24 protein-coding genes and 1 riboswitch are annotated in these 26,324 nt (G+C 42.4%); of the genes, 23 read left to right on the top strand and 1 reads right to left on the bottom strand.

Going from position 1 to position 26,324, the window contains the following annotated elements; translation table 11 throughout:
- Nucleotides 1-125 precede the first annotated feature (125 nt).
- The 16 genes from ACIQCE_RS02025 (at nucleotide 126) to ACIQCE_RS01950 (ending at nucleotide 15,861) form a co-directional block, all read left to right on the top strand.
- Nucleotides 126-1,049, top strand: coding sequence for an aspartate carbamoyltransferase catalytic subunit (locus ACIQCE_RS02025; RefSeq protein WP_400493379.1), 924 nt, complete (start codon nucleotides 126-128; stop codon nucleotides 1,047-1,049).
- Nucleotides 1,033-2,319, top strand: coding sequence for a dihydroorotase (locus ACIQCE_RS02020; RefSeq protein WP_400493378.1), 1,287 nt, complete (start codon nucleotides 1,033-1,035; stop codon nucleotides 2,317-2,319). The genes ACIQCE_RS02025 and ACIQCE_RS02020 overlap by 17 nt, the downstream gene beginning before the upstream one ends.
- On the top strand, nucleotides 2,316-3,410 hold the full coding sequence (locus tag ACIQCE_RS02015; protein WP_400493377.1) for a carbamoyl phosphate synthase small subunit: 1,095 nt from the start codon (nucleotides 2,316-2,318) through the stop codon (nucleotides 3,408-3,410). Before ACIQCE_RS02020 ends, ACIQCE_RS02015 begins: the two co-directional genes overlap by 4 nt.
- Nucleotides 3,395-6,610 (top strand): carbamoyl-phosphate synthase large subunit, encoded by a 3,216-nt coding sequence (carB, locus tag ACIQCE_RS02010; RefSeq protein WP_400493376.1) that lies wholly within the window; start codon nucleotides 3,395-3,397, stop codon nucleotides 6,608-6,610. Before ACIQCE_RS02015 ends, carB begins: the two co-directional genes overlap by 16 nt.
- Nucleotides 6,607-7,383 carry a dihydroorotate dehydrogenase electron transfer subunit gene (locus tag ACIQCE_RS02005; protein ID WP_400493375.1) on the top strand — a complete coding sequence of 259 codons (777 nt, stop codon included), beginning with the start codon at nucleotides 6,607-6,609 and terminating at the stop codon, nucleotides 7,381-7,383. Before carB ends, ACIQCE_RS02005 begins: the two co-directional genes overlap by 4 nt.
- Nucleotides 7,377-8,309: a dihydroorotate dehydrogenase gene (locus tag ACIQCE_RS02000; protein WP_400493374.1), complete on the top strand. Its 933-nt coding sequence runs from the start codon at nucleotides 7,377-7,379 to the stop codon at nucleotides 8,307-8,309. The genes ACIQCE_RS02005 and ACIQCE_RS02000 overlap by 7 nt, the downstream gene beginning before the upstream one ends.
- Nucleotides 8,281-9,012: an orotidine-5'-phosphate decarboxylase gene (gene pyrF / locus ACIQCE_RS01995; RefSeq protein ID WP_400493373.1), complete on the top strand. Its 732-nt coding sequence runs from the start codon at nucleotides 8,281-8,283 to the stop codon at nucleotides 9,010-9,012. Before ACIQCE_RS02000 ends, pyrF begins: the two co-directional genes overlap by 29 nt.
- Nucleotides 8,993-9,631, top strand: coding sequence for an orotate phosphoribosyltransferase (gene pyrE / locus ACIQCE_RS01990; protein WP_353855817.1), 639 nt, complete (start codon nucleotides 8,993-8,995; stop codon nucleotides 9,629-9,631). The genes pyrF and pyrE overlap by 20 nt, the downstream gene beginning before the upstream one ends.
- A gap of 142 nt (nucleotides 9,632-9,773) precedes the next feature.
- A riboswitch (SAM riboswitch) is annotated at nucleotides 9,774-9,879 on the top strand.
- Between the two features lie 117 nt (nucleotides 9,880-9,996).
- Nucleotides 9,997-10,101, top strand: a complete 105-nt coding sequence (locus ACIQCE_RS01985; protein WP_400493819.1) for a DUF2292 domain-containing protein — start codon at nucleotides 9,997-9,999, stop codon at nucleotides 10,099-10,101.
- A 43-nt stretch (nucleotides 10,102-10,144) separates the two neighbouring features.
- Nucleotides 10,145-10,846: a phosphoadenylyl-sulfate reductase gene (locus ACIQCE_RS01980; RefSeq protein WP_400493372.1), complete on the top strand. Its 702-nt coding sequence runs from the start codon at nucleotides 10,145-10,147 to the stop codon at nucleotides 10,844-10,846.
- Between the two features lie 13 nt (nucleotides 10,847-10,859).
- Entirely contained in the window at nucleotides 10,860-11,924 is a 1,065-nt protein-coding gene (locus ACIQCE_RS01975; RefSeq protein ID WP_400493371.1) for a sulfate permease, read from the top strand.
- A 56-nt stretch (nucleotides 11,925-11,980) separates the two neighbouring features.
- Nucleotides 11,981-13,117 carry a sulfate adenylyltransferase gene (gene sat, locus ACIQCE_RS01970; RefSeq protein WP_400493370.1) on the top strand — a complete coding sequence of 379 codons (1,137 nt, stop codon included), beginning with the start codon at nucleotides 11,981-11,983 and terminating at the stop codon, nucleotides 13,115-13,117.
- A 13-nt stretch (nucleotides 13,118-13,130) separates the two neighbouring features.
- Nucleotides 13,131-13,724, top strand: a complete 594-nt coding sequence (gene cysC, locus ACIQCE_RS01965) for an adenylyl-sulfate kinase (RefSeq protein ID WP_353855812.1) — start codon at nucleotides 13,131-13,133, stop codon at nucleotides 13,722-13,724.
- Between the two features lie 28 nt (nucleotides 13,725-13,752).
- Entirely contained in the window at nucleotides 13,753-14,508 is a 756-nt protein-coding gene (cobA, locus tag ACIQCE_RS01960; protein WP_400493369.1) for a uroporphyrinogen-III C-methyltransferase, read from the top strand.
- A gap of 74 nt (nucleotides 14,509-14,582) precedes the next feature.
- Nucleotides 14,583-15,368 (top strand): sirohydrochlorin chelatase, encoded by a 786-nt coding sequence (locus tag ACIQCE_RS01955; RefSeq protein ID WP_400493368.1) that lies wholly within the window; start codon nucleotides 14,583-14,585, stop codon nucleotides 15,366-15,368.
- On the top strand, nucleotides 15,349-15,861 hold the full coding sequence (locus tag ACIQCE_RS01950) for a precorrin-2 dehydrogenase/sirohydrochlorin ferrochelatase family protein (RefSeq protein ID WP_400493367.1): 513 nt from the start codon (nucleotides 15,349-15,351) through the stop codon (nucleotides 15,859-15,861). Before ACIQCE_RS01955 ends, ACIQCE_RS01950 begins: the two co-directional genes overlap by 20 nt.
- A 28-nt stretch (nucleotides 15,862-15,889) precedes the next feature.
- Here ACIQCE_RS01950 and ACIQCE_RS01945 read toward each other — a convergent pair whose 3' ends face one another.
- Nucleotides 15,890-17,599, bottom strand: coding sequence for an Rqc2 family fibronectin-binding protein (locus tag ACIQCE_RS01945; protein WP_400493366.1), 1,710 nt, complete (start codon nucleotides 17,597-17,599; stop codon nucleotides 15,890-15,892).
- A gap of 165 nt (nucleotides 17,600-17,764) precedes the next feature.
- Between ACIQCE_RS01945 and ACIQCE_RS01940 the strand changes: the two genes are divergently transcribed.
- The 7 genes from ACIQCE_RS01940 (at nucleotide 17,765) to priA (ending at nucleotide 26,321) form a co-directional block, all read left to right on the top strand.
- Entirely contained in the window at nucleotides 17,765-20,440 is a 2,676-nt protein-coding gene (locus ACIQCE_RS01940; RefSeq protein WP_400493365.1) for a calcium-translocating P-type ATPase, SERCA-type, read from the top strand.
- Nucleotides 20,441-20,522: 82 nt separating this feature from the next.
- On the top strand, nucleotides 20,523-21,398 hold the full coding sequence (locus ACIQCE_RS01935; RefSeq protein ID WP_400493363.1) for a YicC/YloC family endoribonuclease: 876 nt from the start codon (nucleotides 20,523-20,525) through the stop codon (nucleotides 21,396-21,398).
- A gap of 76 nt (nucleotides 21,399-21,474) precedes the next feature.
- Nucleotides 21,475-21,744 (top strand): extracellular matrix/biofilm regulator RemA, encoded by a 270-nt coding sequence (gene remA / locus ACIQCE_RS01930; RefSeq protein WP_008344898.1) that lies wholly within the window; start codon nucleotides 21,475-21,477, stop codon nucleotides 21,742-21,744.
- Between the two features lie 9 nt (nucleotides 21,745-21,753).
- A complete protein-coding gene (gmk, locus tag ACIQCE_RS01925; protein WP_400493362.1) occupies nucleotides 21,754-22,368 on the top strand; it encodes a guanylate kinase in 615 nt (204 codons plus the stop codon).
- A 3-nt stretch (nucleotides 22,369-22,371) separates the two neighbouring features.
- Nucleotides 22,372-22,575, top strand: a complete 204-nt coding sequence (gene rpoZ / locus ACIQCE_RS01920) for a DNA-directed RNA polymerase subunit omega (RefSeq protein ID WP_353855804.1) — start codon at nucleotides 22,372-22,374, stop codon at nucleotides 22,573-22,575.
- 120 nt (nucleotides 22,576-22,695) lie between these two features.
- Nucleotides 22,696-23,913 (top strand): bifunctional phosphopantothenoylcysteine decarboxylase/phosphopantothenate--cysteine ligase CoaBC, encoded by a 1,218-nt coding sequence (coaBC, locus tag ACIQCE_RS01915; RefSeq protein ID WP_400493361.1) that lies wholly within the window; start codon nucleotides 22,696-22,698, stop codon nucleotides 23,911-23,913.
- Entirely contained in the window at nucleotides 23,910-26,321 is a 2,412-nt protein-coding gene (gene priA / locus ACIQCE_RS01910; protein WP_400493359.1) for a primosomal protein N', read from the top strand. Before coaBC ends, priA begins: the two co-directional genes overlap by 4 nt.
- Nucleotides 26,322-26,324 lie beyond the last annotated feature (3 nt).

Genomic DNA, 26,324 nt, shown 5'->3' with positions numbered 1-26,324 from the left:
ACAAGGGTTCTAACATGAGCAGAATGTGCGTAATTGCCGCTGCTCCTTTTGGAGAACCCTAAGCTGCCAAGGCTTAGGGTTTTTTTGAACCTGAAAATGATTGAAAACGATAGGGGGAAGAAAACATGAATCATCTATCGACTATGAGCAGCTTGTCTAAGGAAGAGATTCTGAATCTGATTGAGGAAGCAACCGCTTTGAAGAATGGTCAACAAGAACACAGCTTAACGGGAGAATTTGTTGCGAATCTCTTCTTTGAGCCAAGTACAAGAACACGCTTTAGTTTCGAAGTAGCCGAAAAAAGGCTTGGAATGAATGTGCTCAGCTTAGACGCTACAAGTACCTCTATTCAAAAGGGAGAGACCCTTTACGATACCGTCAAAACGCTAGAATCCATCGGGGTCAAAGCGTGTGTCATTCGGGACAGCACTGATGAATACTATGAGGAGCTTGTCGGTAAGGTAGGGATTCCAATCATTAATGCAGGAGATGGCTGCGGACAGCATCCCACACAATCACTGCTTGATTTAATGACCATATTTGAAGAATTCGGCGGTTTTGACGGCTTAACGGTTTCAATTCATGGAGATATCAAACATAGCAGGGTCGCACGATCTAATGCCGAGGTACTCTCAAGGCTAGGTGCTAATGTCCTCTTTTCTGGACCGGTTTCCTTCCAAGATGAACAGAATCCTCACGGAACTTATGCCGAAGTAGACGAGGCAATTGAGCGATCTGATGTTGTAATGCTTTTGCGTATCCAGCACGAAAGACATGCGAAAAAGGTAGGCAGCGAGGATTACTTATCCACATACGGATTAACAGTAGAGCGAGCCAAAAAAATGAAAGAACGAGCAATCATTATGCATCCAGCACCAGTTAACCGAGGTGTTGAAATAGATGATTCTTTAGTGGAATCAAAGAAGTCAAGGATTTTTAAGCAAATGGAAAATGGTGTGTTTATCCGAATGGCTGTCTTAAAAAGAGCTTTTCAAAATAGCAGACAACATCAAAAAGGGAGAGATTCTGTCTATGTCATATCTCATTAAAAACGGCTTTATCTTAACAAGCACAGGTGAAAGAGTTCAGCAAGATATCAGAATAAAGGGAGAAGTGATACAAGCGATTGGTCATTTGGAGAGAGAAGACAAAGAAGCAGTAATTGATGCAGCAGGGCTATTCGTATCACCAGGTTTGATTGATCTACATGTGCACTTAAGAGAACCGGGTGGTGAAAAAAAAGAGACCATTGAAACAGGTACTAAGGCAGCAGCAAGAGGCGGATATACGACGATTGCAGCCATGCCAAATACAAGACCAGTTCCAGATACAAAGGAACAAATGGAATGGCTCATGAAGCGAATGAAAGAGACTTCATCAATTCGAGTTTTACCATATGCGTCCATTACAATAAGACAAAATGGAGAAAAGATGACGGACTTTGCGGCGTTAAAAGAAGCTGGTGCATTTGCCTTTACTGATGACGGGGTTGGCATCCAAACAGCCGGGATGATGTATGAGGCGATGAAAAAAGCTGCAAGCCTAGATCAAGCGATTGTGGCTCACTGTGAAGATAATTCCCTGATTTATGGAGGAAGCGTCCATGAAGGTGAATTCTCTAAAGCAAATGGTTTAAATGGAATTCCGTCAATTTGTGAATCGGTGCATATTGCAAGAGATGTCCTCTTAGCAGAAGCGGCGAACTGTCATTACCATGTCTGTCATATCAGCACTAAAGAATCCGTCAGAGTCGTACGAGATGCAAAAAAAGCAGGCATTCGCGTGACAGCTGAAGTCACGCCACATCATTTGCTTTTATGTGATACGGACATACCGGGCCTTGATACAAACTATAAAATGAACCCGCCACTTAGAGGAGCGGAAGATCGTGAGGCACTTATCGAAGGTCTGCTAGACGGCACCATTGATTTTATTGCAACAGACCATGCCCCGCATACAGAAGAAGAAAAAAATGAAAGGATGCAGCTTGCACCTTTTGGGATTGTTGGACTTGAAACAGCGTTCCCGCTTCTATATACCCGTTTTGTAAAAACGGGCGAATGGACATTAAAAGAGCTTGTTGATTATATGACAATCAAACCAGCAGAAGCCTTTTCCCTTCCGTACGGTAAGTTAGAAAAGGGCCAAGTGGCTGATGTTACACTTATTGATTTAAATAAGGAAATGGCAATAGACAAAAATAACTTCTTATCAAAAGGGAAAAATACACCTTTTGACAAATTGATTGTATCAGGATGGCCGGTGATGACGTTTGCATCTGGAAAGGTCGTTTATGAAGAGGGGAGACTAGTAAAATGAAGAGACGCTTAGTACTAGAAAACGGAACAGTATTTGAAGGAATAGGCTTTGGCAGTTTAGAACCGTCAGTCGGAGAAGTGGTCTTTAACACAGGGGTGACTGGCTATCAGGAAATTTTGTCTGACCCATCATACTGCGGACAATTGGTCACACTGACATATCCACTCATTGGCAACTATGGCATAAACCGTGATGATTTTGAATCGATTACACCGTTTATCAAAGGACTAATTGTCAAAGAGCTTTGTGAAAAGCCCTCAAACTGGCGCTCTTCCTACTCGCTCGATGAATATTTAAAAATGAAAAACATTCCAGGACTTAGCGGAATTGATACACGAAAACTGACAAGAATCATCAGAAGTGCTGGGACATTAAGAGGGACTTTTGCAGGACCGGATGAACAAGTAGATGAAGTCGTTCGTCGCCTTCAAACCTTTCAGCTTCCAACGGACCAAGTGAGACAAGTATCGGCAAAAAATGCGTATCCAAGTCCAGGAAGAGGAAAGAGAATTGTTCTTGTGGATTTTGGGATGAAGCACGGTATACTGCGCGAGCTCAATAAGCGTGATTGTGATGTGGTTGTTGTCCCATACAATATTACAGCAAATGAAGTCTTGCAGCTAAAGCCTGATGGGATCATGCTCTCAAACGGACCTGGAGATCCAGTCGATGTGCCTGAAGCAGTCGAAATGATTCAGCAATTGATTGGAAAGGTACCACTCTTTGGAATTTGCCTAGGGCACCAGCTATTTGCTCTTGCGTGCGGTGCAAGTACAGAAAAAATGACATTTGGTCATAGAGGATCAAACCACCCAGTCAAAGAATTAGCTACTGGAAAGGTCACACTGACTTCTCAAAACCATGGGTATACAGTAAGCGCAATTAATGAAGAACTGCTTGAAGTGACCCATATCGCATTAAATGACAATACGATTGAAGGATTAAAACATAAAGAAGCACCAGCTTTCACTGTGCAGTATCATCCAGAAGCATCACCGGGTCCAGAAGATGCGAACTACTTATTTGACGAGTTCATGGAAATGATTCATACGACTGAGAAAGTAGGGGAAGAAGTATGCCAAAACGTGTAGACATCAAGAAGATATTAGTAATCGGATCAGGTCCTATCATCATCGGTCAGGCAGCGGAGTTTGACTATGCAGGGACACAAGCTTGCTTAGCGCTAAAAGAAGAGGGTTATGAAGTCGTTCTTGTGAACTCAAATCCAGCGACGATCATGACAGATACAGAAATGGCTGACAAGGTATATATCGAACCGCTTACACCGGAATTTTTAACACGAATCATTCGGAAGGAGCGCCCTGATGCGATCTTGCCGACACTTGGTGGACAAACAGGTCTAAACCTTGCCGTTGAATTATCAGATCTTGGGGTTTTAGCTGAATGCGGTGTTGAAGTGCTTGGTACAAAGCTGTCAGCGATTCAAAAAGCAGAAGACAGAGATTTATTCCGTAATTTGATGAGAGAGTTGAATGAACCTGTTCCAGAAAGTGAAATCATCCATAATCTTGATGAGGCAATGGCCTTCGTGAACAAAATTGGCTTCCCAGTCATTGTTCGACCAGCTTATACTTTAGGCGGAACTGGCGGCGGAATCTGTACAAACGAACAAGAACTGAAAGAAATCGTTGAAAATGGTCTCAAGCTGAGCCCTGTGACACAATGCTTACTCGAAAAAAGTATCGCAGGTTTTAAAGAAATTGAATATGAAGTGATGCGTGACAGTAGTGACCATGCGATCGTTGTATGTAACATGGAGAACTTTGATCCAGTCGGCATTCATACGGGTGACAGTATTGTTGTCGCACCAAGCCAAACCTTAAGTGACCGTGAATACCAGCTACTGAGAAATGTGTCACTCAAGCTTATTCGTGCACTAGGCATTGAAGGCGGCTGTAATGTACAGCTTGCTTTAGATCCAAACAGCTTTCAATACTACATCATTGAAGTGAACCCGCGCGTGAGCCGTTCTTCTGCGCTTGCTTCTAAAGCGACAGGTTATCCAATTGCAAAGCTTGCAGCCAAAATCGCTGTCGGCTTAACACTAGATGAAATGATGAACCCAGTGACAGGCAAAACATATGCCGCCTTTGAACCAGCACTTGACTATATCGTTTCGAAAATTCCGCGCTGGCCGTTTGATAAATTTGAATCTGCGAACAGACGACTTGGTACACAAATGAAAGCAACAGGAGAAGTCATGGCGATTGGGCGTACATTAGAGGAGTCACTTTTAAAGGCTGTACGTTCACTTGAAGCGGACGTGCATCACATCGAACTAAAAGATGAAGCGGAAATCACAAATGAAGTGCTAGAGAAGAGAATTAAAAAAGCAGGCGATGAACGACTATTTTATATCGCTGAGGCGCTTAGAAGAGGCTATACGGTCGACCAAATTCATGAATTTTCTCAAATCGATTATTTCTTCCTTCATAAACTGGAAGGCATTATCGCACTTGAACAGACGTTAAAAGAAAACAAAGGCAATACAGACGTATTAAGAGAAGCAAAAGAGAAGGGCTTCTCAGACATCTATATTAGACGAAAATGGGGCATGAATGAAGCAGATCTCTATCAGCTAAGAAAAGAAACAGGAATTGTACCTGTCTATAAAATGGTCGATACATGTGCGGCAGAATTTGAATCAGAAACGCCTTATTTCTACAGCACCTATGAAGACGAAAACGAATCAGAACGAACAGATAAGAAGAGTGTCATCGTGTTAGGCTCAGGCCCAATCCGAATTGGACAAGGGGTTGAATTTGATTATGCGACTGTCCATTCTGTATGGGCGATTAAACAAGCAGGGTATGAAGCCATTATTATTAACAACAATCCAGAGACCGTGTCAACAGACTTCAGTATTTCAGATAAGCTTTACTTTGAACCACTGACAGTGGAAGATGTCATGCATATCATTGATCTTGAAAAACCAGAAGGTGTTGTCGTTCAGTTCGGCGGACAAACAGCCATTAACTTAGCGGATGAACTATCCAATAGAGGCGTAAAGATTCTAGGGACTTCACTTGAAGACCTTGATCGCGCTGAAAACCGTGACAAGTTTGAACAAACACTAGAAACACTTGGCGTTCCACAGCCAAAAGGAAAAACAGCGACCTCTATTCCGGAGGCAGTCGACATTGCCAATCATATCGGATATCCAGTGCTTGTCCGCCCTTCCTATGTATTAGGCGGACGTGCGATGGAAATCGTTTATCAAGAAAACGAGCTCCTTCATTATATGAAGAATGCGGTCAAAGTAAATCCACAGCATCCTGTCTTGATTGACAAGTATTTGACAGGTAAGGAAATTGAAGTAGATGCCGTGTCTGATGGAGAAACTGTTGTCATCCCAGGCATTATGGAGCATATTGAACGGGCTGGTGTTCACTCTGGCGATTCCATTGCGGTCTACCCTCCGCAAACCTTGTCAGAGGAGATGAAAGCAAAGATTGCTGAGTATACCATTAAACTAGCAAAAGGGCTTAACATCATCGGGCTGCTTAACATTCAGTTTGTTTTATCAAAAGGTGAAGTGTACGTTCTAGAAGTGAATCCGCGCTCAAGCCGGACTGTTCCATTCATAAGTAAGATTACTGGCATCCCAATGGCAAACCTAGCGACAAAAGTCATTTTAGGTGACAAGCTCAAAAACTATGGCTACCAAGAAGGACTACACGAGGAGCAAGCGGGTGTGTACGTCAAAGTACCGGTCTTCTCCTTTGCAAAACTAAGAAGAGTCGATATTACACTTGGACCTGAAATGAAATCGACAGGTGAAGTCATGGGGAAAGATGTCACAATCGAAAAAGCCCTGTACAAAGGATTAATCGCATCAGGTATTCAAATTCCTAATAACGGAACTGTGATCTTGACAGTGGCTGATAAGGATAAAGAAGAAGGACTTGAGATTGCGAGAAGATTCCATGCGATTGGATATCATATTTTGGCAACAGAAGGAACGGCGAATTACTTAAAACAAGCATCCATTCCATCAAGTGTTGTAGGCAAAATAGGAGAAGAAGGCAAAAATCTTCTAGATGTAATCCGAAACGGTGAAGCTCAATTTGTCATCAATACACTGACAAAAGGAAAACAGCCAGCTAGAGATGGCTTTAGAATCAGACGTGAATCTGTTGAAAATGGCGTGGCTTGCTTAACGTCACTAGATACGGCAGAGGCCATTTTAAGAGTGCTAGAGAGCATGACATTTAGAACAGACGAAATGCCAGAAGTGAAAACGAATGCTGAGGTGACAGTAACAATATGAAAAAAGCATACTTGACGGTCGTCTCTAACCGAGAGATCGCTGATCATATTTACGAAATGACATTAAAAGGGGACCTTGTTGAATCATTTCAAACCGCTGGACAATTTCTTCATATAAAGGTCAGTGAATCGATGACGCCATTACTGAGAAGACCGATCAGTATTGCCAATATTCATGCCGAGCAAAAAGAAGCGACGATCATTTTCAGGGCAGAGGGAGAGGGGACAAAGCTCCTATCCCAAAAGCAAGCAGGTGAGCTAGTCGACGTATTAGGGCCGCTAGGTAACGGATATAATCCTTCTGTAGTCCACCCAAGACAGACCGCATTACTTGTAGGTGGGGGAATTGGTGTGCCACCGCTTTACGAGCTGTCAAAGCGTTTAACGAAAAAAGGCGTTATCGTCAAGCATGTTCTTGGCTTTCAATCAAAAAAAGACGTATTTTACGAGGAGAAATTCCAAGCGCTCGGAGATACTTTTATCGCCACTGTTGATGGAACCCATGGAGCAAAAGGCTTTGTCACACATGTGATAGAAGAGAACGAAATGAGCTTTGATGTGCTGCTTTCATGCGGACCGACACCAATGTTAAAAGCGCTAAAAGATGCTTATCCACATAAACCTGTCTATATTTCAATGGAGGAACGGATGGGTTGCGGTATTGGTGCATGCTTTGCATGTGTATGTCATACCGATCAGCACGAAAAGCCGTACGTTAAAGTATGTCTTGATGGACCAGTCTTTAAAGCAGAGGAGGTGGCATTATCATGTTAAACGTTGAGTTACCCGGCTTATCCTTAAAGAACCCGATTATTCCGGCATCAGGGTGCTTCGGATTCGGAAAGGAATTTGCTTCCTTATATGATTTATCTATGCTGGGGGGAATCATGATCAAAGCCACTACCCTTGAAATGAGATTGGGCAATCCAACGCCAAGAGTGGCCGAGACTGGTGCAGGTATGTTAAATGCGATTGGACTTCAAAATCCAGGTCTAAAAGGAGTGCTTGATCATGAATTGCCTTGGCTTGAACAGTTTGGTACACCAATCATTGCGAACGTCGCCGGCGCGCAAATTGATGATTATGTCGAAGTAGCCGAACAAATCAGTCAAGCAAAGAATGTACATGCACTTGAACTGAATATATCTTGTCCCAATGTGAAGACAGGCGGGATCGCTTTCGGTACTGATGCGAAGATGGCTGAGACATTAACAAAAGCAGTGAAGGAAGTCTCGGCTGTTCCTGTTTACGTGAAACTGTCACCAAATGTGGCCAATATTGTTGAAATTGCAAAAGCAATTGAATCGGCTGGTGCGGATGGACTCACCATGATTAACACTTTAATTGGCATGCGGCTTGATTTAAAAACAGGGAAGCCCATTCTTGCAAATAAAACAGGCGGATTATCAGGTCCAGCAGTAAAACCTGTCGCCATTCGAATGGTATATGAAGTCAGTCAGGCTGTTCGTATCCCGATTATTGGGATGGGCGGGGTTCAACATGCAGAAGATGTGCTTGAATTCCTACTGGCAGGCGCAAGTGCTGTAGCTGTTGGAACAGCCAATTTCGTGAATCCATTCGTTTGTCCAGAAATCATTGAAGATCTGCCTAAAGTTCTGGCGGCTCATGGTTATTCATCAGTAGAGGAATGTATCGGAAGGAGCTGGAAGCATGAAGCATTTGCCAATCATCGCACTTGATTTTCCATCAGGGAGCGAGGCGCTTGCCTTTTTAGATCTATTTGAAGGGAAGCCATTATTTGTGAAGGTTGGCATGGAGCTTTTTTACCAAGAAGGTCCTGCCATAATTGAAACACTGAAACAAAAAAATTGCCGTATTTTCCTTGACTTGAAATTACATGACATTCCAACAACGGTTCAAAAAGCCATGAACCGGCTTGCAGCACTTGGGGTGGATTTGGTTAATGTCCATGCTGCAGGCGGAAAAAGAATGATGCAAGCAGCGGTAGAGGGTCTTGAAAGCGGAACATCAGCTGGACAAAGTAGACCGAACATTATTGCAGTGACTCAGCTCACAAGTACGTCAGAAGACATCATGAAAAAAGAAATACTCATTGATCGTCCACTTGAGGAGACCGTGCTTCATTACGGACAAATGGCATACGAGAGCGGACTAGACGGTGTTGTGTGCTCTGTACATGAATCAAAGGCCATTCATGAGCATATCTCACCATCCTTTCTCACCGTCACACCAGGTATTCGTTTGCCAAATGATCAAACCGATGACCAAAAGCGTGTAGCCACACCTGCTTTTGCAAAAGAACAAGGTGTTTCACAAATTGTTGTGGGGAGATCGATCACCAAAGCAGCAAATCCAATTGCAGCCTATCATCAAATGATCAAAGAGTGGGAGAGACAGCCGTATGAAAACGAAAATTGCTAAACATTTATTACAAATCAAAGCCGTCTCCTTAAAACCAGATGCACCATTCACGTGGGCAAGCGGTATTAAATCACCGATTTACTGCGATAATCGCCTGACATTATCGTACCCTAACGTCAGAAATGACATCGCTGAAGGACTTAAAGATCTCATTCAAACTTATTTTGAGGGAGCAGAAGTGATAGCCGGTACTGCAACGGCCGGAATCCCGCATGCGGCATTGGTGGCAGATCGTCTAAATTTGCCTATGTGTTATGTGAGAAATAAGCCAAAAGCACATGGAAAAGGAAATCAGATCGAAGGAGCGGTAACGACTGGTCAAAAGGTTGTTGTCGTAGAAGATCTCATTTCAACTGGAGGGAGCGTCCTTGAAGTTGTCGCCGCCCTTCAAGATGAGGGCTGTGAAGTGCTTGGAGTTGCGGCCATTTTCACATATGGATTGCCAAAAGCAGTTGCTGCTTTTGCGGAAAAAGACATTCCATATGTCACACTGACAGACTATGATGCGTTGACAGATGCGGCGCTTGAGCTAAGAGCCATCGAGCCATCTGCTATGAATAAACTTAAACGCTGGAGACAAGACCCTTCCTCTGAATCTTGGATGGAAGAGACGCTCTAACAATGCTGTGCCCAGATGCACGGCTTTTTTCATGTGGGTTTAAAATAGTAAAATAGACCCAAATGTGAATAAAAACTAATCCTATCAATAAAGTCGGGTTGACTTTTGTTTGAATTGTGTTAATATTTAATACAAATTAAAACTCTTATCCAGAGAGGTGGAGGGACTGGCCCGATGAAACCCAGCAACCTGCTATCCTGAGCAAGGTGCTACTTCCTGCAAAATGATTCTATTTTGAAAGATAAGGAAATCGTGAGCTTCCTCGTCTTTCTTTCGGATTGAAAGAAAGTTTTTTTATTTTTAATGGTGAGGAGGAAGAGGAGATGGAAGTGAAACAAAACCAGGATGAAGACTTAGTGAAAAACATGCAAGAATTGATTGGAGATATGAAATTCGGTTCAATCACATTGATTGTTCAAGACGGTCAAATAATTCAAGTAGAGAAAAATGAAAAAATCAGATTGAAGTAGTGCGCTATAGCAATATGAGCAATACTCCGGAAGGGGAGAAACAATGTTAACTTATGAAAATTGGCAAGAGCCGTCCATTACATTTCAAGAGGACGATATGTATAAAGGAGCCCTATCTGTGCTGAAATGGGCGTACGGTCATTATGGTGATCAGCTCGTTTATGCATGTAGCTTCGGTATAGAAGGCATTGTCTTGATTGATTTAATCGCTAAAGTCAAAAAAGATGCGAGAATTGTCTTTTTAGATACAGGACTACATTTCAAAGAGACTTACGAGACAATTGATGCGGTGAAGGAAAGATACCCTGGATTAGATATTGTGATGAAAACACCTGATCTGACAGTTGAACAGCAGAATGAACAGCATGGTGACAAACTGTGGGAAACAAATCCTCAAAGCTGTTGCCATATGCGGAAGGTCATTCCCTTGCAAGAAGCATTATCAGGCTATCCGGCTTGGCTTTCTGGCTTAAGAAGAGAGCAGTCACCAAAAAGAGCAGGTACAAACTTTTTAAATAAGGATGATAAATTCCAATCAGTAAAAGTGTGTCCGCTCATCCACTGGACTTGGAAAGATATATGGAGATATGCATCAAAGCAGGAACTTGCTTATAATCCGCTACATGATCGAGGATACCCAAGTATTGGCTGTGCACCATGTACACAACCAGCCTTCACTGCAGATGATCTGCGTTCTGGAAGATGGGCTGGAACAGCAAAGACGGAGTGCGGATTACATGAATAAGGGAGCATAATTAATGGAAATCGCTGCAATTTTATTTAGTTTATTCTTTGCTTTAAATATTGGCGCAAGCGGAGCAGCAGCTTCTATGGGAATTGCGTATGGATCAGGAGCGATTCAAAAACCGCTTTATGCACTCATCGTTTGTGCTGGAGGTATTTTAGCAGGTTCAGTGATTGGCGGCGGTGAAGTTGTCAAAACCATCAGTTCTGGTATTATGCCAGAATCTGTGATTACACTTGAAATTGTTTGCATTATCATTGGTTCCGCTGCATTATCATTATTTATTGCGAATCTGATGGCCATCCCGCTATCCACAAGTGAAGTAACGGTTGGAGCTGTTGTTGGTGTTGCCGTGGCATACAAAGTATTGTTTGTAAAATCCATTTTAGTGATCGTCGCATTTTGGATCATTATTCCACTCATTGCTTTTGCTTTCACGTTTACTGTGATCAAAATCATCAGACTGTTCCCAAAACACACATTATCTAAAAAAGGTGTCGGCATTCTTTCTATCGCTTTAATCATCAGTGGCTTTCTAGAGGCTTTTTCAGCTGGTATGAACAATGTTGCCAATGCTGTAGGTCCGCTAGTGGCATCAGGGGTCCTGTCAGTAGGGCAAGGTACACTTTACGGGGGGATATTTGTCGCGCTTGGTGCACTTTTACTCGGTAGGAGAGTACTTGAAACAAATGGTAAGAAAATCACACGATATCAAACAGGTGAAGGCATCTTACTCTCTAGTACCGGTGCTGGACTTGTCATTGTGAGCTCTATTTTCGGCTTGCCTGTACCACTTACCCAAATCACCTCTTCATCAATTATTGGTCTTGGGATGGCAAAGGGTGGACCGAACATTTTTCATAAACATGTCGTGAAAAAGATGCTGAAAGTCTGGGTTGTTTCTCCATTCTTATCACTCAGCTTGTCTTATTTGCTGGTAAGCTTTTTCTTAAAAGGAGACTATTATTCTATCTTTATCATGATGAGTGTGTTATTTGCTTCACTCGGCGCATTAAGTCTGATGAAGGCAGTCAAAAATGAAAGCAACTCCATCCATGAACAAGGCGGCGGCATTTAACGATAAATCTGACTATTAACATCTAATAACTTGAACATTGAGAGGAAGATGAACAAATGAGTTTAACACCACATGGTGGCGTATTAATTAATCGAGTAAATGAAGAATATGATTTAAGCACAGCAGAGAAGGAAATCGAACTGGATACGATCTCTTTTGCAGACCTTGAACTGATTGCAATCGGCGGGTATAGTCCAATTGAAGGCTTTTTAACAAAAGCCGATTATGAAGCCGTTGTGAGCGACATGAGACTAGCAAGTGGTGTTGTTTGGTCTCTTCCTATTACTCTTCCAGTCACAAAGGAAAAGGCAGCGGAAATTCGTAAGGGAGATATCGTCCGTTTATCTTACAATGGAACAGTTTACGGGATACTTGAGGTGGAAGATCAATACACGCCAGATAAGGAAAAAGAAGCTGTGAATGTGTATAAAACAAATGATCGGAATCATCCAGGGGTGAAAAAATTATTTGAGCGCGGTGACACATATATTGGTGGTAAAATTACACTGACCAAGCGTAGCGAAAAGCCATTCCCTCAATTCACCTATGAACCAGAAGAGACAAGAAGACATTTTAAAGAAAATGGTTGGAAAACGATTGTCGGTTTCCAAACGAGAAATCCAGTACATCGTGCCCATGAATATATTCAAAAAACAGCACTTGAGACAGTAGATGGTTTATTTTTAAATCCGCTGGTTGGTGAAACAAAAGCCGATGATATCCCAGCAGATGTGAGAATGAAAAGCTATCAAGTATTATTGAACGGTTATTATCCAAAAGATCGCGTCTTTTTAGGTGTATTTCCAGCTGCAATGCGTTATGCTGGACCAAAGGAAGCGATATTTCATGCACTTGTTCGAAAAAATTATGGCTGCACACACTTTATTGTTGGAAGAGATCATGCGGGTGTTGGTGATTATTATGGCACATACGAAGCGCAGGAATTATTTGATCAATTTACGAGTGAAGAGATTGGCATCACGCCTTTAAAATTTGAACATAGTTTCTACTGCAATACATGTGAAGCCATGGCAACACCAAAAACGTGTCCTCATGATAAAAGTGAGCATGTCATTCTTTCAGGTACAAAGGTAAGAACAATGCTAAGAAACGGTGAATTACCGCCGAGCACGTTCAGCCGAAAAGAAGTCATTGAAACATTAATTGACGGATTAAAAACAACTGTATCCTAAAGGAGGTAGAGACATGAGTAACGAGCATATCGTGTGGCACGATGCGTCTATTACAAAAGAAGAATATCAACAGAAAAACAATCATAAAAGCGTGATTGTCTGGCTTACTGGTCTAAGTGGTTCTGGGAAATCGACGATTGCAAACCTAGCGGCAAGAGAGCTGTTTGAACAGGGGTATCAAGTCACTGTTCTTGATGGTGATAATGTACGCCACGGACTTAATAAAGACTTAGGGTTTTCAGATGATGACCGGAAAGAGAACATTCGCCGCATCGGGGAAGTGGCGAAACTTTTTGTCGAGCAAGGTACGATTGTCATCACTGCCTTTATTTCACCTTTTCAAGAAGATCGCCAAATTGTAAGGCAGCTTGTCGAAGAAGGTGAATTTCATGAAGTGTATGTGAAATGTGATCTCAATGTTTGTGAAGAGCGTGACCCGAAGGGATTATATCAAAAAGCACGAAGAGGAGAAATTCCATTTTTCACAGGAATTGATTCTCCATACGAAGAACCGGCTGCACCTGAGCTAGTTTTGAATACAGACGAATTCACACGTGAAGAATCAAAACAGTTGCTTGTTGACTATGTAAAGGGAAAAACGAAATAATCGTTTGATGGCAGGGAGAGAACATGCGATGGGGAAAGTATACATTGTTGGTGCCGGACCGGGTGACCCAGAGTTAATTACATTGAAGGCCCATAAGGCGATACAAGAGGCAGATGTCATTTTATATGATCGTCTTGTCAATGAAGACATTCTCGCCCATGCCAAACATGACGCAGAATTGATCTATTGCGGAAAGCTCCCAAATCATCATACGATGAGACAGGAAGCCATTAATGATGCGCTTGTTGCCCATGCAAAGGAGGGAAAAGTTGTCGTTCGTCTAAAAGGCGGCGACCCCTTTGTATTTGGACGGGGTGGTGAAGAAATAGAGTGCTTAGCTGAACACCGTATACCATATGAGGTAGTGCCTGGCATTACATCAGGTATTGCAGCGGCTGCTTATGCGGGTATACCTGTCACGCACCGTGAGTATAGTTCGAATGTCGCCTTTGTCACGGGACATTATCAGAAGGATGAGCATTTTGAAGAGAAATGGGAGGCGCTAGCCACTGGCATTGATACCCTTGTCATTTACATGGGGGTCAAAAATGTCGACAAAGTGCAGCGGCTTCTTTTGAAAAATGGGCGAGACCCCGAAACACCGGCTGCTTTTATTCACTGGGGAACAACGACTCGTCAGGAGACCACTTGCTGTACAGTAGCGTCTCTATCTGAAACAGTTGAAAAAGAAGGGATCGAGCACCCTAGTTTGATTGTTGTAGGAGATGTGGTTCATTTTCATCAAAAGCTAAACTGGTTTGAGCCGAAACTCATTGAGAAATGATATCTAATGGGAAAGACACGTACATCTATCGTGTCTTTTCGTCTGATCACAACGCGGTGGCAAGGAGGAGTCAAATGAAACAAGCTGTACTATATGTTGGGCATGGAAGCAGGGTAAAAGAAGCACAGGATAAAGCCATTTCCTTTATGAGAAGCTGTATGCCTCTTGTTGAAGCAGATATACAAGAAATTTGTTTTTTGGAGCTGACGAAGCCTTCCATTGAAGAAGGGTTTGAAGCTTGTGTGAAAAAAGGAGCAACACACATTGCAATTGTCCCGCTCCTCCTGTTAACCGCCATGCATGCCAAATCAGATATACCGATCGAAATTGAAAAGGGAAAGCAGCGATTTCCGCATGTGCAAATAACATATGGAAAACCGATCGGTGTGAACCAAGAGGTCACAAAAGCAGTTGTGGCGAGAATAGAGGAAGCGGGTTACCGAGGTGAGAGGGCGCAAATCCTCCTAATTGGTCGCGGGAGCTCTGATCCTGATGTGAAGCGGGATGTATGCGGGATTGCAGACGACGTTCGAAACATGCTTCCACATGCGGAAGTTTTCCCATGTTTCATTACGGCATGTGAGCCAAATTATCGAGATGTGTTGGCGCAGTTAACCGCTGATCATGATACGCCTGTGTATATCGTTCCTTATCTTCTGTTTACGGGGATTTTAATGAAAGAGATTGAAAGAGAGGCGAGCAAGGTCAGAAAACGCCTGCAAAATATCCATGTGTGTAGATATATTGGATTCCACCCGCATGTCAAGGCTGCATATATTGAGCGCATCAAAGAAACGATATTAAACAAAGAAGATGCTTTTCGTTTTCGAGGAGATAGACATGCTTCCAATCCATCTTGATTTATCGAACAAAAAAGTGCTGATTATCGGGGGCGGAACGATTGCGGCAAGGAGAGTAAATGCCATATGCGCTGAGCCTTGCGATATCACCGTGATCAGTCCTGAAATTTGTGCTGAAATGGCGCGTTTAATTGATACGTATAAGCTTCATTGGAAAAAAAAGAAGGTTGACGTTGAAGACTTGAAAGAGGCTTTTTTCATTGTAGCCGCAACAAACGATCATGCTGTCAACGAATGGATTGCGAAAACATCGCTTCCTCATCAACTTGTCAATTGCGTGAGCCAGTCAGAGCTAGGGTCTGTGATCATGCCAAAGGTAATCAAAGCAGGGAAAGTGACGATTTCAGTATCTACGAGCGGTGCAAGTCCAGCCCGGACAAAACAGCTAGCTACAACGATTGAAGCCATGCTTGAAAACGAAGATATAGAAGCGCTTGACGTACTTTATATGGAGAGAAAAGAACGAATAACAAAACAAAGAAAAAACCGATAAAATCTAATCCGGATTTTATCGGTTTATTTTATTTTCGCAGCTTTAACACGACATCTTCATCCGGCGTGACAAACAGTGTTTGTTGGTGGTCATATGTGACAAACCCTGGTTTTGCTCCGTTTGGCTTTTTGACATGCCGAATTTTCGTATAATCGACGGGAACCGAGCTTGACTCTTTTGCCTTTGAAAAATAGGCTGCGATTTGTGCAGCTTCTAGCAAAGTTTGTTCATCAGGTGCTTGATGACGTATGACGACATGCGATCCTGGGATATCTTTTGTGTGTAGCCAAATGTCATCACGGGCAGCGACCTTTGTGGTTAAATACTCATTTTGTTTGTTGTTTTTTCCGACCAAAATGAGAATGCCCTGAGAAGATTCATATGTTTCAAGCTGAATGGACGTCTGCTTTTTCTTTTTTGTGTGACGCTTTTGCTTTGCGCGTAAATATCTCCCTTCAATAAGCTCTTCTCTTATTTCCTCTAAATCTTTTGGAGAGGCAGAGGATAGCTGCTGAATGAGTTGTTCAAAATAAACAATTTCTTGCTTTGTTCGTTCAATTTGTTCTTGTACAGCCTCAACGGCGTTTTTGGCCTTTTGATATTTTGTAAAATACGCCTGAGCATTTTCAGAAGGGGTCTTGCTTGTTTTCAGCGGAATGGTCATCTCTTTACTTTCTTCATCATAATAATTGATCACGGTCGCTTCTTTATCGCCTTTTTGTATGGCATATAAATTGGCAGTTAACAATTCACCATAGAGCTGGTACTTGTGCGCATTTTGAGATTCTTCAAGGGTTTTTATCAGTTTTTTCAGTTTGTTTTCATTCTTTTTCTTTTCATTTACTACAAACCGTTCAAGGTCAGCTGCTTGTTGTTTCACCCTGTCTCTTTCAGCTTTTCCAAAATAAAAGCGGTCCAGCAGTTGACTTAGAGTGTCAAATGTCTTGATTTCGCCGTTTACATGCTGGAGTTCCAATAAGTAAAAATACTCCTTGCCATCTTTCCTCGTGAGCTGTGGTGTAAAGGAAAGCGTCCGAATGAGTTGAAACATCTCAAGCAGTGTGGTTGGAATCGTTTCTTGGTTTGCAAGACCGGCTCTATGGACGACTTCTTTTGCAAAGAGCGGGGAAACACCAGAGAAGGTATCTACAATTTGAGTGGTGATTTTCCCTTCTTGAAAGCGTAAATGTTTTAAGATATCTTCCTTCGTCACATCAAAAGGGTTTAATTTTTGCTGTGCAGGTGGCAGTAGGTATTCGTGACCTGGAAGCACGGTTCGATAGCTGTTAACAGAAGGAGACAGATGTTTGAGTCCGTCAATGATTTGCTTTGTCTCATCATCGACAAGAATGAGGTTGCTGTGTCGCCCCATGATTTCAATATAGAGTTTCCGCATCTGTTCATCACCGATTTCATTCCGGCTTCTCACATGCAAAACAATGATTCGATCTAACCCAATCTGCTCAAAACGTTCAATGAATCCACCTTCAAGATGCTTTCGTAAAAGCATACAAAACATCGGGGGCTCACTTGGATTTTCGTAATGGTGCTCGGTCAGTTGCACTCGTGCATAGCTTGGGTGAGCAGATAAGAGCAGCTTGTGATTCCGTCCGTTTGCTCGGATATGGAAGATCAGCTCATGTTTATATGGCTGATGTATCTTTGAAATTCTTCCACCTGTTAACGCCTTTTGTAATTCATTTGTCATACCGTATGTAAAAATGCCGTCAAATGACATGTTTGATACACCCTCTTTTTTCACACAAATCTACTGAAAGAACCTTACGTTTTCTCGTTCTTTAGGCAGTCTTATTATTATAGCATGATTTGGGACGAGTCTGAATAAACTGGCTTATAGAACACTGCATATGAGAGAGAACAAAAGAGGAGTGGACGAGGTCAAATGAATTGGCATGAACTGAACCAAACCGATTTATTAAAAACAATGAATACATCGATAGGTGACGGACTGTCAGAAGAAGATGTACAAAAGCGGCTTGAAAAGCATGGGCTGAATGAATTGCAGGAAGGGAAAAAGGCATCTGCTTTTGTTCTCTTTTTAGCGCAATTTAAAGACTTTATGGTATTGATCTTGCTAGCGGCAACGGTCATTTCTGCTTTTTTAGGTGAATATATTGATGCTGTGGCCATTGTAGCCATTGTCCTTATTAACGGTGTACTAGGTTTCTATCAAGAACGACGGGCAGAAAAATCCCTTCAAGCGTTAAAGGAGCTATCAACCCCACATGTGTATGCAAGAAGAAACAAAGAGTGGGTAAAAATTCCATCTAAACAACTAGTGCCAGGAGATATTGTCAAGTTTAGTAGCGGAGACCGGATTGGGGCGGATTTGAGGTTACTAGAAACAAAGAGTCTTGAAATTGAAGAGTCGGCACTTACGGGTGAATCCATTCCTGCGGTCAAACATGCAAGTCCACTTTCACGAGATCATGTCTCGCTTGGAGATTTGACCAACATGGCTTTTATGGGGACGCTTGTCACAAGAGGTAGCGGTGTCGGGGTTGTTATCGGTACAGGGATGAATACGGCCATGGGACAAATTGCCGGCATGCTAGATGCCGCTGGCAATATGGAAACCCCTTTACAAAGACGCCTCGAACAGCTTGGGAAAATCCTTATTGTCGCTGCCTTATGTTTAACCATCCTCGTTGTTGTTCTTGGTGTGGTTCAAGGACATGACCTATATCACATGTTCTTAGCAGGTGTTTCTCTCGCTGTTGCTGCGATACCAGAAGGACTGCCAGCCATTGTGACAGTTGCACTCTCCTTAGGTGTCCAGCGGATGATTAAACAAAAATCAATTGTGAGAAAGCTGCCGGCAGTGGAAACACTAGGCTGTGCATCGATCATTTGCTCAGATAAAACTGGAACAATGACGCAAAATAAAATGACTGTGACACATATTTGGGCTGAGGGGAAAACTTGGCATATTTCGGGCACAGGCTATGAACAAGCGGGTGATTTCACATTAAACGGTGAGCTTGTTCATGTTGACAAACACCCAAGCCTGCAAAAGGTATTATTATACGGGGCGCTTTGTAATACATCAACTATCATTGAAAAGGATGGAGAGTTGAAGCTCGATGGAGATCCAACAGAAGCGGCGCTTTTAACAGCGGCCCGTAAAGCAGGCTTCACAGAGCAATTCATTGAAGCGGGATTTCGCATAGTAGAAGAGTTTCCCTTTGACTCCGAGAGAAAAATGATGTCGGTCGTCGTTGAAACCAATCAGAAGGAGCGGTACGTCATAGCTAAAGGGGCGCCAGATGTCTTGATGAATCGCTCCAGTCATATCATACACGGCGGCCGAACGGTTTCTTTTTCTAAAACACATAGACAAGAAACGGAAGCCGCAATTCAAGGATTAGCAAAGCAAGCACTCAGAACAATTGCCATTGCATATAAGCAGGTTGGTCTCACAGAAAAAATATCATCTCTTCAACAGGCAGAAAGCAATTTAACGTTTATTGGTCTAGAAGGCATGATCGATCCTCCTCGTCCTGAAGTGAGGAGAGCGATCAAAGAGTGCCGGGATGCAGGCATTAAAACGGTCATGATTACTGGAGATCACATTGAAACAGCGAAAGCCATTGCGAAGGATTTAAGACTTTTGCCGAAACAAGGAAAGGTACTAGACGGGAAAGCATTAGATCAGTTAAGTGACAAAGAGCTTGAGCAGATGGCAGATGATGTGTATGTCTTTGCAAGGGTATCTCCTGAGCATAAGCTAAGAATTGTCAAAGCCTATCAGAAAAATGGCCATATCGTGGCAATGACAGGAGATGGTGTCAATGATGCGCCTGCTATTAAACAAGCAGATATCGGAATATCAATGGGCATGACCGGAACAGATGTTGCCAAAGAAGCCTCCTCCCTCATTTTACTTGATGACAACTTTGCCACGATTAAATCAGCTATAAAAGAGGGGCGGAACATTTATGAAAACATTCGTAAATTTGTCCGCTACTTACTTGCCTCAAATGTTGGAGAAATTTTGGTCATGCTGTTTGCGATGCTTCTTGCATTGCCGCTTCCGCTTGTGCCGATTCAAATATTATGGGTAAACCTTGTCACAGATGGTCTGCCGGCTATGGCTCTTGGGATGGATCAGCCGGAAGGTGACGTGATGAAGAGAAAACCTCGCAATATGAAGGAGGGGATCTTTGCTAGAGGACTTGGCTGGAAGGTGGTATCAAGGGGATTTTTGATCGGTCTTGCAACGCTCTTAGCGTTTATGTTTGTTTATCACCGTGACCCTAATGAACTGCAATATGCACAGACAGTGGCATTTAGTACGCTTGTTCTAGCGCAGCTCATTCATGTGTTTGACTGCCGCAGTGAGCGGTCTATCTTTGAACGGAATCCATTTGGAAATATGTATTTAATTGGAGCTGTGTTGTCATCCCTACTTCTAATGTTTGTTGTAATTTATTATCCGCCGCTTCAGCCAATTTTCAAAACAGTTGCGATTGTACCCATTGATTGGCTGCTCATCGTCGGAATGTCCGCACTGCCAACTTTTTTACTGGCAGGATCACTTTTGACAAGAAAAAAATAATTCGTTATGGTATAATTTTGAGGTAATAGTGTCTGCTATTACCTTTTTCATTTATTAATATGAAAGAATTGGGTGTTTTGACATGATACGCAGTATGACGGGATTCGGTCAAGCGAGTAGAACGGATGGAGATATGACAGTGTCAGTCGAGTTAAAATCGGTCAATCACCGTTTTAAAGAGGTTCATGCCCGTTTGCCGAGGCCGCTTCTCTATTTCGAAGATACGTTAAAGAAAATCATTCTTCGTCACGTGCAGCGTGGTAGAATTGAGCTGTTTGTGACGATTGAAGGCGGTAAACTAGCAAGCCGGTCTCTCCAAATTGACTGGTCGCTGCTTGATGAATACATGAAAGCCGCAAAAGACCTCGAGAATCGCTATCACATTTCAGGCATCCAGCATGCAAATGACCTGCTTCAACTCGAACAAGCCGTTCAGGTAGAAGAATCAGCCAGCCGCAATAAGCAACTTGAAGACTTATTAAAAGAGGTTTGTGAGGAAGCTGTTTTAGAGCTATGTCTAATGAGAGATAAAGAGGGAAAAACGTTACAAAAAGACTGTGAACTCAGGCTGTCTGAGCTCGAAGCCTTTACCGAGGAAATTGAAGTTTTTGCACCTGATGTCGTGAATCAGTATAAAGAGCGGCTTAGCCAAAGAATAAAAGAATGGACACAAGACGCAATTGATGAGAGTCGCCTTGTAACAGAGGTTGCCATTTTTGCGGACAGATGTGACATCACAGAAGAGATCACAAGATTAAGAAGTCATTTTCAGCAATTTCAGCAAATCCTCACGCAAGGAGGCGCTGCTGGGCGAAAACTGGACTTTCTTGTGCAGGAGCTGAATCGAGAAGTCAACACGATAGGTTCAAAAGCAAACCATCATCATCTGACAAAGCTGGTGGTCGAAATGAAAAGCGCTATTGAAAAAATAAAAGAACAAGTGCAAAATATAGAATAGTCATTGTGTATGCTGTTTACAGTGCGTCTCTTTCGGCGAGACTAGAGACGTTTATATTACAGGGGGACGAAAGAAGATGACCATAAAATTGATCAATATCGGATTTGGAAACATCATTTCAGCGAATCGGATGATTTCGATCGTCAGTCCGGAATCAGCACCGATTAAACGAATGATACAAGACGCAAGAGATCGAGGCATGCTCATAGATGCTACTTACGGAAGAAGAACCCGTGCTGTTGTCATTATGGACAGTGACCATGTCATCTTATCTGCCGTTCAGCCTGAGACTGTCGCGCAAAGACTTTCTGTAAAAGAAGAAATCATAGATGAAGGGCAGGGGTAATACGCCATTATGAAAGAAAGAGGACTTTTAATCGTTCTCTCTGGACCTTCGGGAGTTGGAAAAGGAACGGTCAGACAAGCTATTTTCTCCCAGGAAGATACGAAATTTGCATATTCTATTTCTGTAACCACTCGTAAGCCGAGGGAAGGTGAAAGAAATGGTGTTGATTATTTCTTTAAAACCAGGGAAGAATTTGAAGATATGATTCAAAACAAAAAGCTTTTAGAATGGGCGGAATATGTCGGAAATTATTACGGCACTCCGATTGACTATGTTGAACAGACACTTCGTGAGGGAAAAGATGTTTTCCTAGAAATCGAAGTGCAAGGTGCGCTTCAAGTAAGAGAAGCATTCCCAGAAGGTCTTTTTATCTTCCTTGCGCCGCCTAGTCTTTCAGAACTTCAAAACCGTATTATCACGCGCGGAACAGAATCTGAAGAACTTATTCAAAATCGTATGGCTGCCGCCAAAGAAGAGATTGAAATGATGGATGCTTACGATTATGTCGTGGAAAATGATGATGTCGAGCTTGCTTGTGAAAGAATTAAAGCGATTGTACTTGCGGAGCATTTGCGTAAAGATAGAGTCGCACCGAGATATAAAAAAATGCTGGGGGTAGAATAAACCATGTTAGATCCTTCAATTGACTCATTAATGAACAAAATCGATTCAAAATATACGCTTGTGACGGTGTCTGCACGCCGTGCACGGGAAATGCAAATCCATCAAGATCAGCAGATTGAAAACACAAAGTCTTACAAATATGTAGGAAAAGCACTTGAAGAAATCGACGCTGGTCTTTTGACATTTGAAAAAGAAGATGAAGAATAGTCTCATCGATTCTGCATGGCAGAGATTGATACGTTCAAAAAGTCAAAACTATGATTGGTTTTGACTTTTTTGAATTGTAGACGAATTTGTCAAAAAGGCCTGTTTAAGGGGGACAAACAAATGTTACAGTCAAAAAATATTTTGCTCGGCGTCAGCGGAGGAATCGCCGTATATAAAGCAGCAGCACTCACTAGTAAACTCGTGCAGGCAGGTGCTAATGTAAAAGTGATCATGACGGAATCTGCCTGCGAGTTTGTTTCTCCGCTCACCTTTCAAGCCCTTTCTCGCCATGAGGTATATGTGGATACTTTTAAAGAAAATAATCCAAAAGTCATTGCACATATTGATGTAGCCGATTGGGCTGACCTAATTCTCGTTGCGCCTGCGACAGCACATACGATTGGTAAAATGGCCGCAGGGCTGGCAGATGATATGCTGACAACGACATTGCTTGCTTCAACAGCACCTGTTTGGATAGCACCTGCAATGAATGTTCACATGTACGATCATCCAGCCGTAAAGCGTAACATTGCTACATTATATGAAGATGGATATCGGTTTATTGAGCCAAGTGAAGGTTATTTAGCCTGTGGTTACATTGGAAAAGGAAGATTAGAGGAGCCTGAAAAAATTGTTGAACATGTGCGTGCGTTTTTTGAAGAGCCGAAAGATTTGCCGCTTTCAGGTAGAAAGGTTGTTGTGACAGCAGGACCGACAAGAGAAGTGATTGATCCTGTACGTTTCTTTACAAATCGCTCTTCTGGGAAAATGGGCTATGCGATTGCAGAAGCTGCCCAGCAAATGGGGGCAGATGTGACGCTCATTTCAGGACCTGTCTCATTGACTGCTCCTGATCATGTGAAAGTCGTGCAAGTTGAATCTGCAGAGGAGATGTATCAGGCTGTTTTAAATGTCTATGGACAAGCCGACCTTGTGATTAAATCAGCGGCGGTTGCAGATTACACCCCTGTGAAAACATATCCTCACAAAATGAAAAAGCAAGATGGAACATTGGACATTGAATTTACTCGGACAAAGGATATTTTAAAAGAGCTAGGCAAAAGAAAAGAACATCAGGTGCTTGTCGGTTTTGCAGCTGAAACGCAGGATGTGGAGTATTACGCCAAAAAGAAAATTGAATCCAAGCATTTAGATATGATTGTGGCCAACAATGTCACAGCAGAAGGTGCAGGCTTTGGCACCGACACAAATGTGGTAGCAATGATTAAAGCAGATGGCACAAAAACAGAGCTACCGAAGATGAGCAAAAAAGACCTCGCTTTTGAAATTTTAAAGGAGGCAAAAGAATTATTGCCTCAAGAGAGTGAGCGAACATGATTTTTGCCGAAGTCATTGTGGATGTCACAACCAAAGCGATTGATCGTCCATTTGATTATCGCGTGCCAGATCGTTTTAAAGGGATGATTAAAGCGGGCATGAGAGTGGTTGTTCCCTTTGGTCCTAGGAAGATTCAGGGGTTTGTGACAAGAGTAAAGGATGTATCAGATGTAAAGACAGGAAACATCAAGGACATTGTGGATTTATTTGATTTATCCCCTGTTTTGACAGATGAGCTATTGGAGCTTTCCCACTGGCTGACGGAAAAAACATTGTCTTATCATATCACAGCCCTCCAATCGATGTTACCCGCAGCAATGAAGGCGAAATATGAAAAAGAAATTCAGGTGCTATCGGATGAAGAACTTCCGCAGTCATTGAAAGAGCTTTTCGGTCAGCAGCAAAGTATCCCTTATTCTGACATACCACCTGAAGAATTAAAGCTAATTCAAAAACATGTTCAAAAAGGCCATCTAGAAGTGAGATACCATGTGTCTCAAAAAACCGGTAAGAAAAAGGTTCGAACACTGCAGATCGCAGTACCTAGGAAAAGACTCGAAGAAAAGCAGCAAGAACTAAAGAAAAATGCTGTGAAGAAAAAAGCGCTGCTTTCCTTTTTAATTCGAGCCAGTGAGACAACTTTTTTGGCAAAAGACTTAAAAGAGCAGACTGGTGCAAGCTCCCAAATGCTTAGAACTTTCGTTCAAGAAGGCTTGTTAATAGAAAGCTATGAAGAATTCTATCGAGACCCTTATGCACATGATGAGTTTAAACAGTCTGTCCCACTCGATCTCACCACTGAACAAGCAGAAGCTGCTAAACACATTCATCAAGCAGTCAATGACCATCAGTATGAAACCTTTCTGCTGCATGGGGTGACAGGGAGCGGTAAAACGGAAATTTATTTGCAGACAATTGATCATGTGCTAAAAAAGGGAAAAGAAGCCATCGTGTTAGTTCCCGAAATTTCTTTAACCCCTCAAATGGTGAAACGTTTTAAAGAGCGATTCGGTTCACATGTTGCGGTTCTCCACAGCGGTCTTTCCACAGGAGAGAAATATGATGAATGGCGTAAAATTCATCGCAAGGAAGTCAAGCTTGTTGTTGGTGCAAGGTCTGCTGTGTTTGCCCCTTTTGACAATCTAGGAATGATTATTATTGATGAGGAGCATGAATCATCCTATAAACAAGAAGAAATGCCTCGATATCATGCTAGGGATGTTGCGATAGAACGAGCAAGACGGCACCAATGTCCAGTTGTATTAGGAAGTGCTACACCTTCACTGGAGTCATATGCTCGTGCGAAAAAAGGTGTGTACACATTGCTGACGCTAAAGCAACGCGTGAACCAGCAGCAACTGCCGCACGTTTCCTTAATTGATATGAGAGAAGAACTAAGAAACGGAAACCGATCAATGTTCTCGGAAAAACTGATGAAACGATTAAAAGAAGTTCTTGAAAAGAAAGAGCAAGCGGTACTGTTTCTCAATAAAAGGGGGTATTCTTCTTTTGTTATGTGCCGAGATTGCGGATATGTCGAGCAATGTCCTCATTGTGAGATATCTTTGACCTATCATCGCTACCAAAAACGACTGAAATGTCATTATTGTGGTCATGAAGCCCCAGTACCTGCTAAATGTCCAGAATGTCAAAGTGAACATATTCGCTACTTTGGCACAGGAACGCAGCGAGTAGAAGAAGAGCTAACGAAGGTATTGCCCGAGGCAAGGATCATCCGTATGGATGTGGATACGACCTCTCGAAAAGGTGCGCATGAAAAGTTTCTGACGGCATTCGGAAACAAAGAAGCCGACATCTTGCTCGGGACGCAAATGATCGCAAAAGGTCTGGATTTCCCAGATGTCACCCTCGTCGGTGTACTAAGTGCTGATACATCCCTTCATATCCCAGATTTTCGTTCAAGTGAAAAAACATTTCAGCTCTTAACACAAGTCAGCGGAAGGGCCGGGCGTCATGAAAAAACAGGTTCAGTCATTATTCAATCTTACACTCCATCACACTATAGCATTGAATTAACAAAGCAGCATGACTATGAAGCCTTTTACGAGCAGGAGATGATGCATCGGCGTCTTCAGTCCTATCCGCCATTTTATTTCTTGGCGATGGTGACAGTTTCTCATGAAGAAGTGACGAAGGCAGCACATGTAACAGATAAAATTGTACAATTTCTTAAAAAGAACTGTGCGCCGAATACAAGAATACTTGGTCCAGTTGCATCCCCTATTGCTAAGATCAAAGATAGATATCGATATCAATGCGTGATAAAATACAAAAGGGAAAATGAACTGGCAAGCTTACTAAGGAAAATACAAGATCATTATCAAAAAGAAATGGAACAAAAACAACTGATCATTTCAATTGATATGAATCCATATATGATGATGTAAAAC

Source organism: Bacillus sp. NPDC093026, from assembly GCF_044754665.1.
Classification (GTDB): Bacteria; Bacillota; Bacilli; order Bacillales; family Bacillaceae; genus Bacillus; species Bacillus maqinnsis.
Note: the sequence above shows the minus strand (reverse complement) of the source record. Positions and strands in the feature narration are given on the sequence as shown.

Coding starts and splice junctions, on each gene's coding strand:
- ACIQCE_RS01980 (WP_400493372.1), top strand. CDS start 10,145: ATGTTAACTTATGAAAATTGGCAAGAGCCGTCCATTACATTTCAAGAG.
- cysC (WP_353855812.1), top strand. CDS start 13,131: ATGAGTAACGAGCATATCGTGTGGCACGATGCGTCTATTACAAAAGAA.
- sat (WP_400493370.1), top strand. CDS start 11,981: ATGAGTTTAACACCACATGGTGGCGTATTAATTAATCGAGTAAATGAA.
- ACIQCE_RS01940 (WP_400493365.1), top strand. CDS start 17,765: ATGAATTGGCATGAACTGAACCAAACCGATTTATTAAAAACAATGAAT.
- ACIQCE_RS02015 (WP_400493377.1), top strand. CDS start 2,316: ATGAAGAGACGCTTAGTACTAGAAAACGGAACAGTATTTGAAGGAATA.
- ACIQCE_RS01985 (WP_400493819.1), top strand. CDS start 9,997: ATGCAAGAATTGATTGGAGATATGAAATTCGGTTCAATCACATTGATT.
- cobA (WP_400493369.1), top strand. CDS start 13,753: ATGGGGAAAGTATACATTGTTGGTGCCGGACCGGGTGACCCAGAGTTA.
- pyrF (WP_400493373.1), top strand. CDS start 8,281: ATGAAGCATTTGCCAATCATCGCACTTGATTTTCCATCAGGGAGCGAG.
- ACIQCE_RS02000 (WP_400493374.1), top strand. CDS start 7,377: ATGTTAAACGTTGAGTTACCCGGCTTATCCTTAAAGAACCCGATTATT.
- remA (WP_008344898.1), top strand. CDS start 21,475: ATGACCATAAAATTGATCAATATCGGATTTGGAAACATCATTTCAGCG.
- carB (WP_400493376.1), top strand. CDS start 3,395: ATGCCAAAACGTGTAGACATCAAGAAGATATTAGTAATCGGATCAGGT.
- priA (WP_400493359.1), top strand. CDS start 23,910: ATGATTTTTGCCGAAGTCATTGTGGATGTCACAACCAAAGCGATTGAT.
- ACIQCE_RS02005 (WP_400493375.1), top strand. CDS start 6,607: ATGAAAAAAGCATACTTGACGGTCGTCTCTAACCGAGAGATCGCTGAT.
- rpoZ (WP_353855804.1), top strand. CDS start 22,372: ATGTTAGATCCTTCAATTGACTCATTAATGAACAAAATCGATTCAAAA.
- ACIQCE_RS01950 (WP_400493367.1), top strand. CDS start 15,349: ATGCTTCCAATCCATCTTGATTTATCGAACAAAAAAGTGCTGATTATC.
- ACIQCE_RS01975 (WP_400493371.1), top strand. CDS start 10,860: ATGGAAATCGCTGCAATTTTATTTAGTTTATTCTTTGCTTTAAATATT.
- ACIQCE_RS02025 (WP_400493379.1), top strand. CDS start 126: ATGAATCATCTATCGACTATGAGCAGCTTGTCTAAGGAAGAGATTCTG.
- ACIQCE_RS01945 (WP_400493366.1), bottom strand. CDS start 17,599: ATGTCATTTGACGGCATTTTTACATACGGTATGACAAATGAATTACAA.
- ACIQCE_RS01935 (WP_400493363.1), top strand. CDS start 20,523: ATGATACGCAGTATGACGGGATTCGGTCAAGCGAGTAGAACGGATGGA.
- ACIQCE_RS02020 (WP_400493378.1), top strand. CDS start 1,033: ATGTCATATCTCATTAAAAACGGCTTTATCTTAACAAGCACAGGTGAA.
- ACIQCE_RS01955 (WP_400493368.1), top strand. CDS start 14,583: ATGAAACAAGCTGTACTATATGTTGGGCATGGAAGCAGGGTAAAAGAA.
- coaBC (WP_400493361.1), top strand. CDS start 22,696: ATGTTACAGTCAAAAAATATTTTGCTCGGCGTCAGCGGAGGAATCGCC.
- pyrE (WP_353855817.1), top strand. CDS start 8,993: ATGAAAACGAAAATTGCTAAACATTTATTACAAATCAAAGCCGTCTCC.
- gmk (WP_400493362.1), top strand. CDS start 21,754: ATGAAAGAAAGAGGACTTTTAATCGTTCTCTCTGGACCTTCGGGAGTT.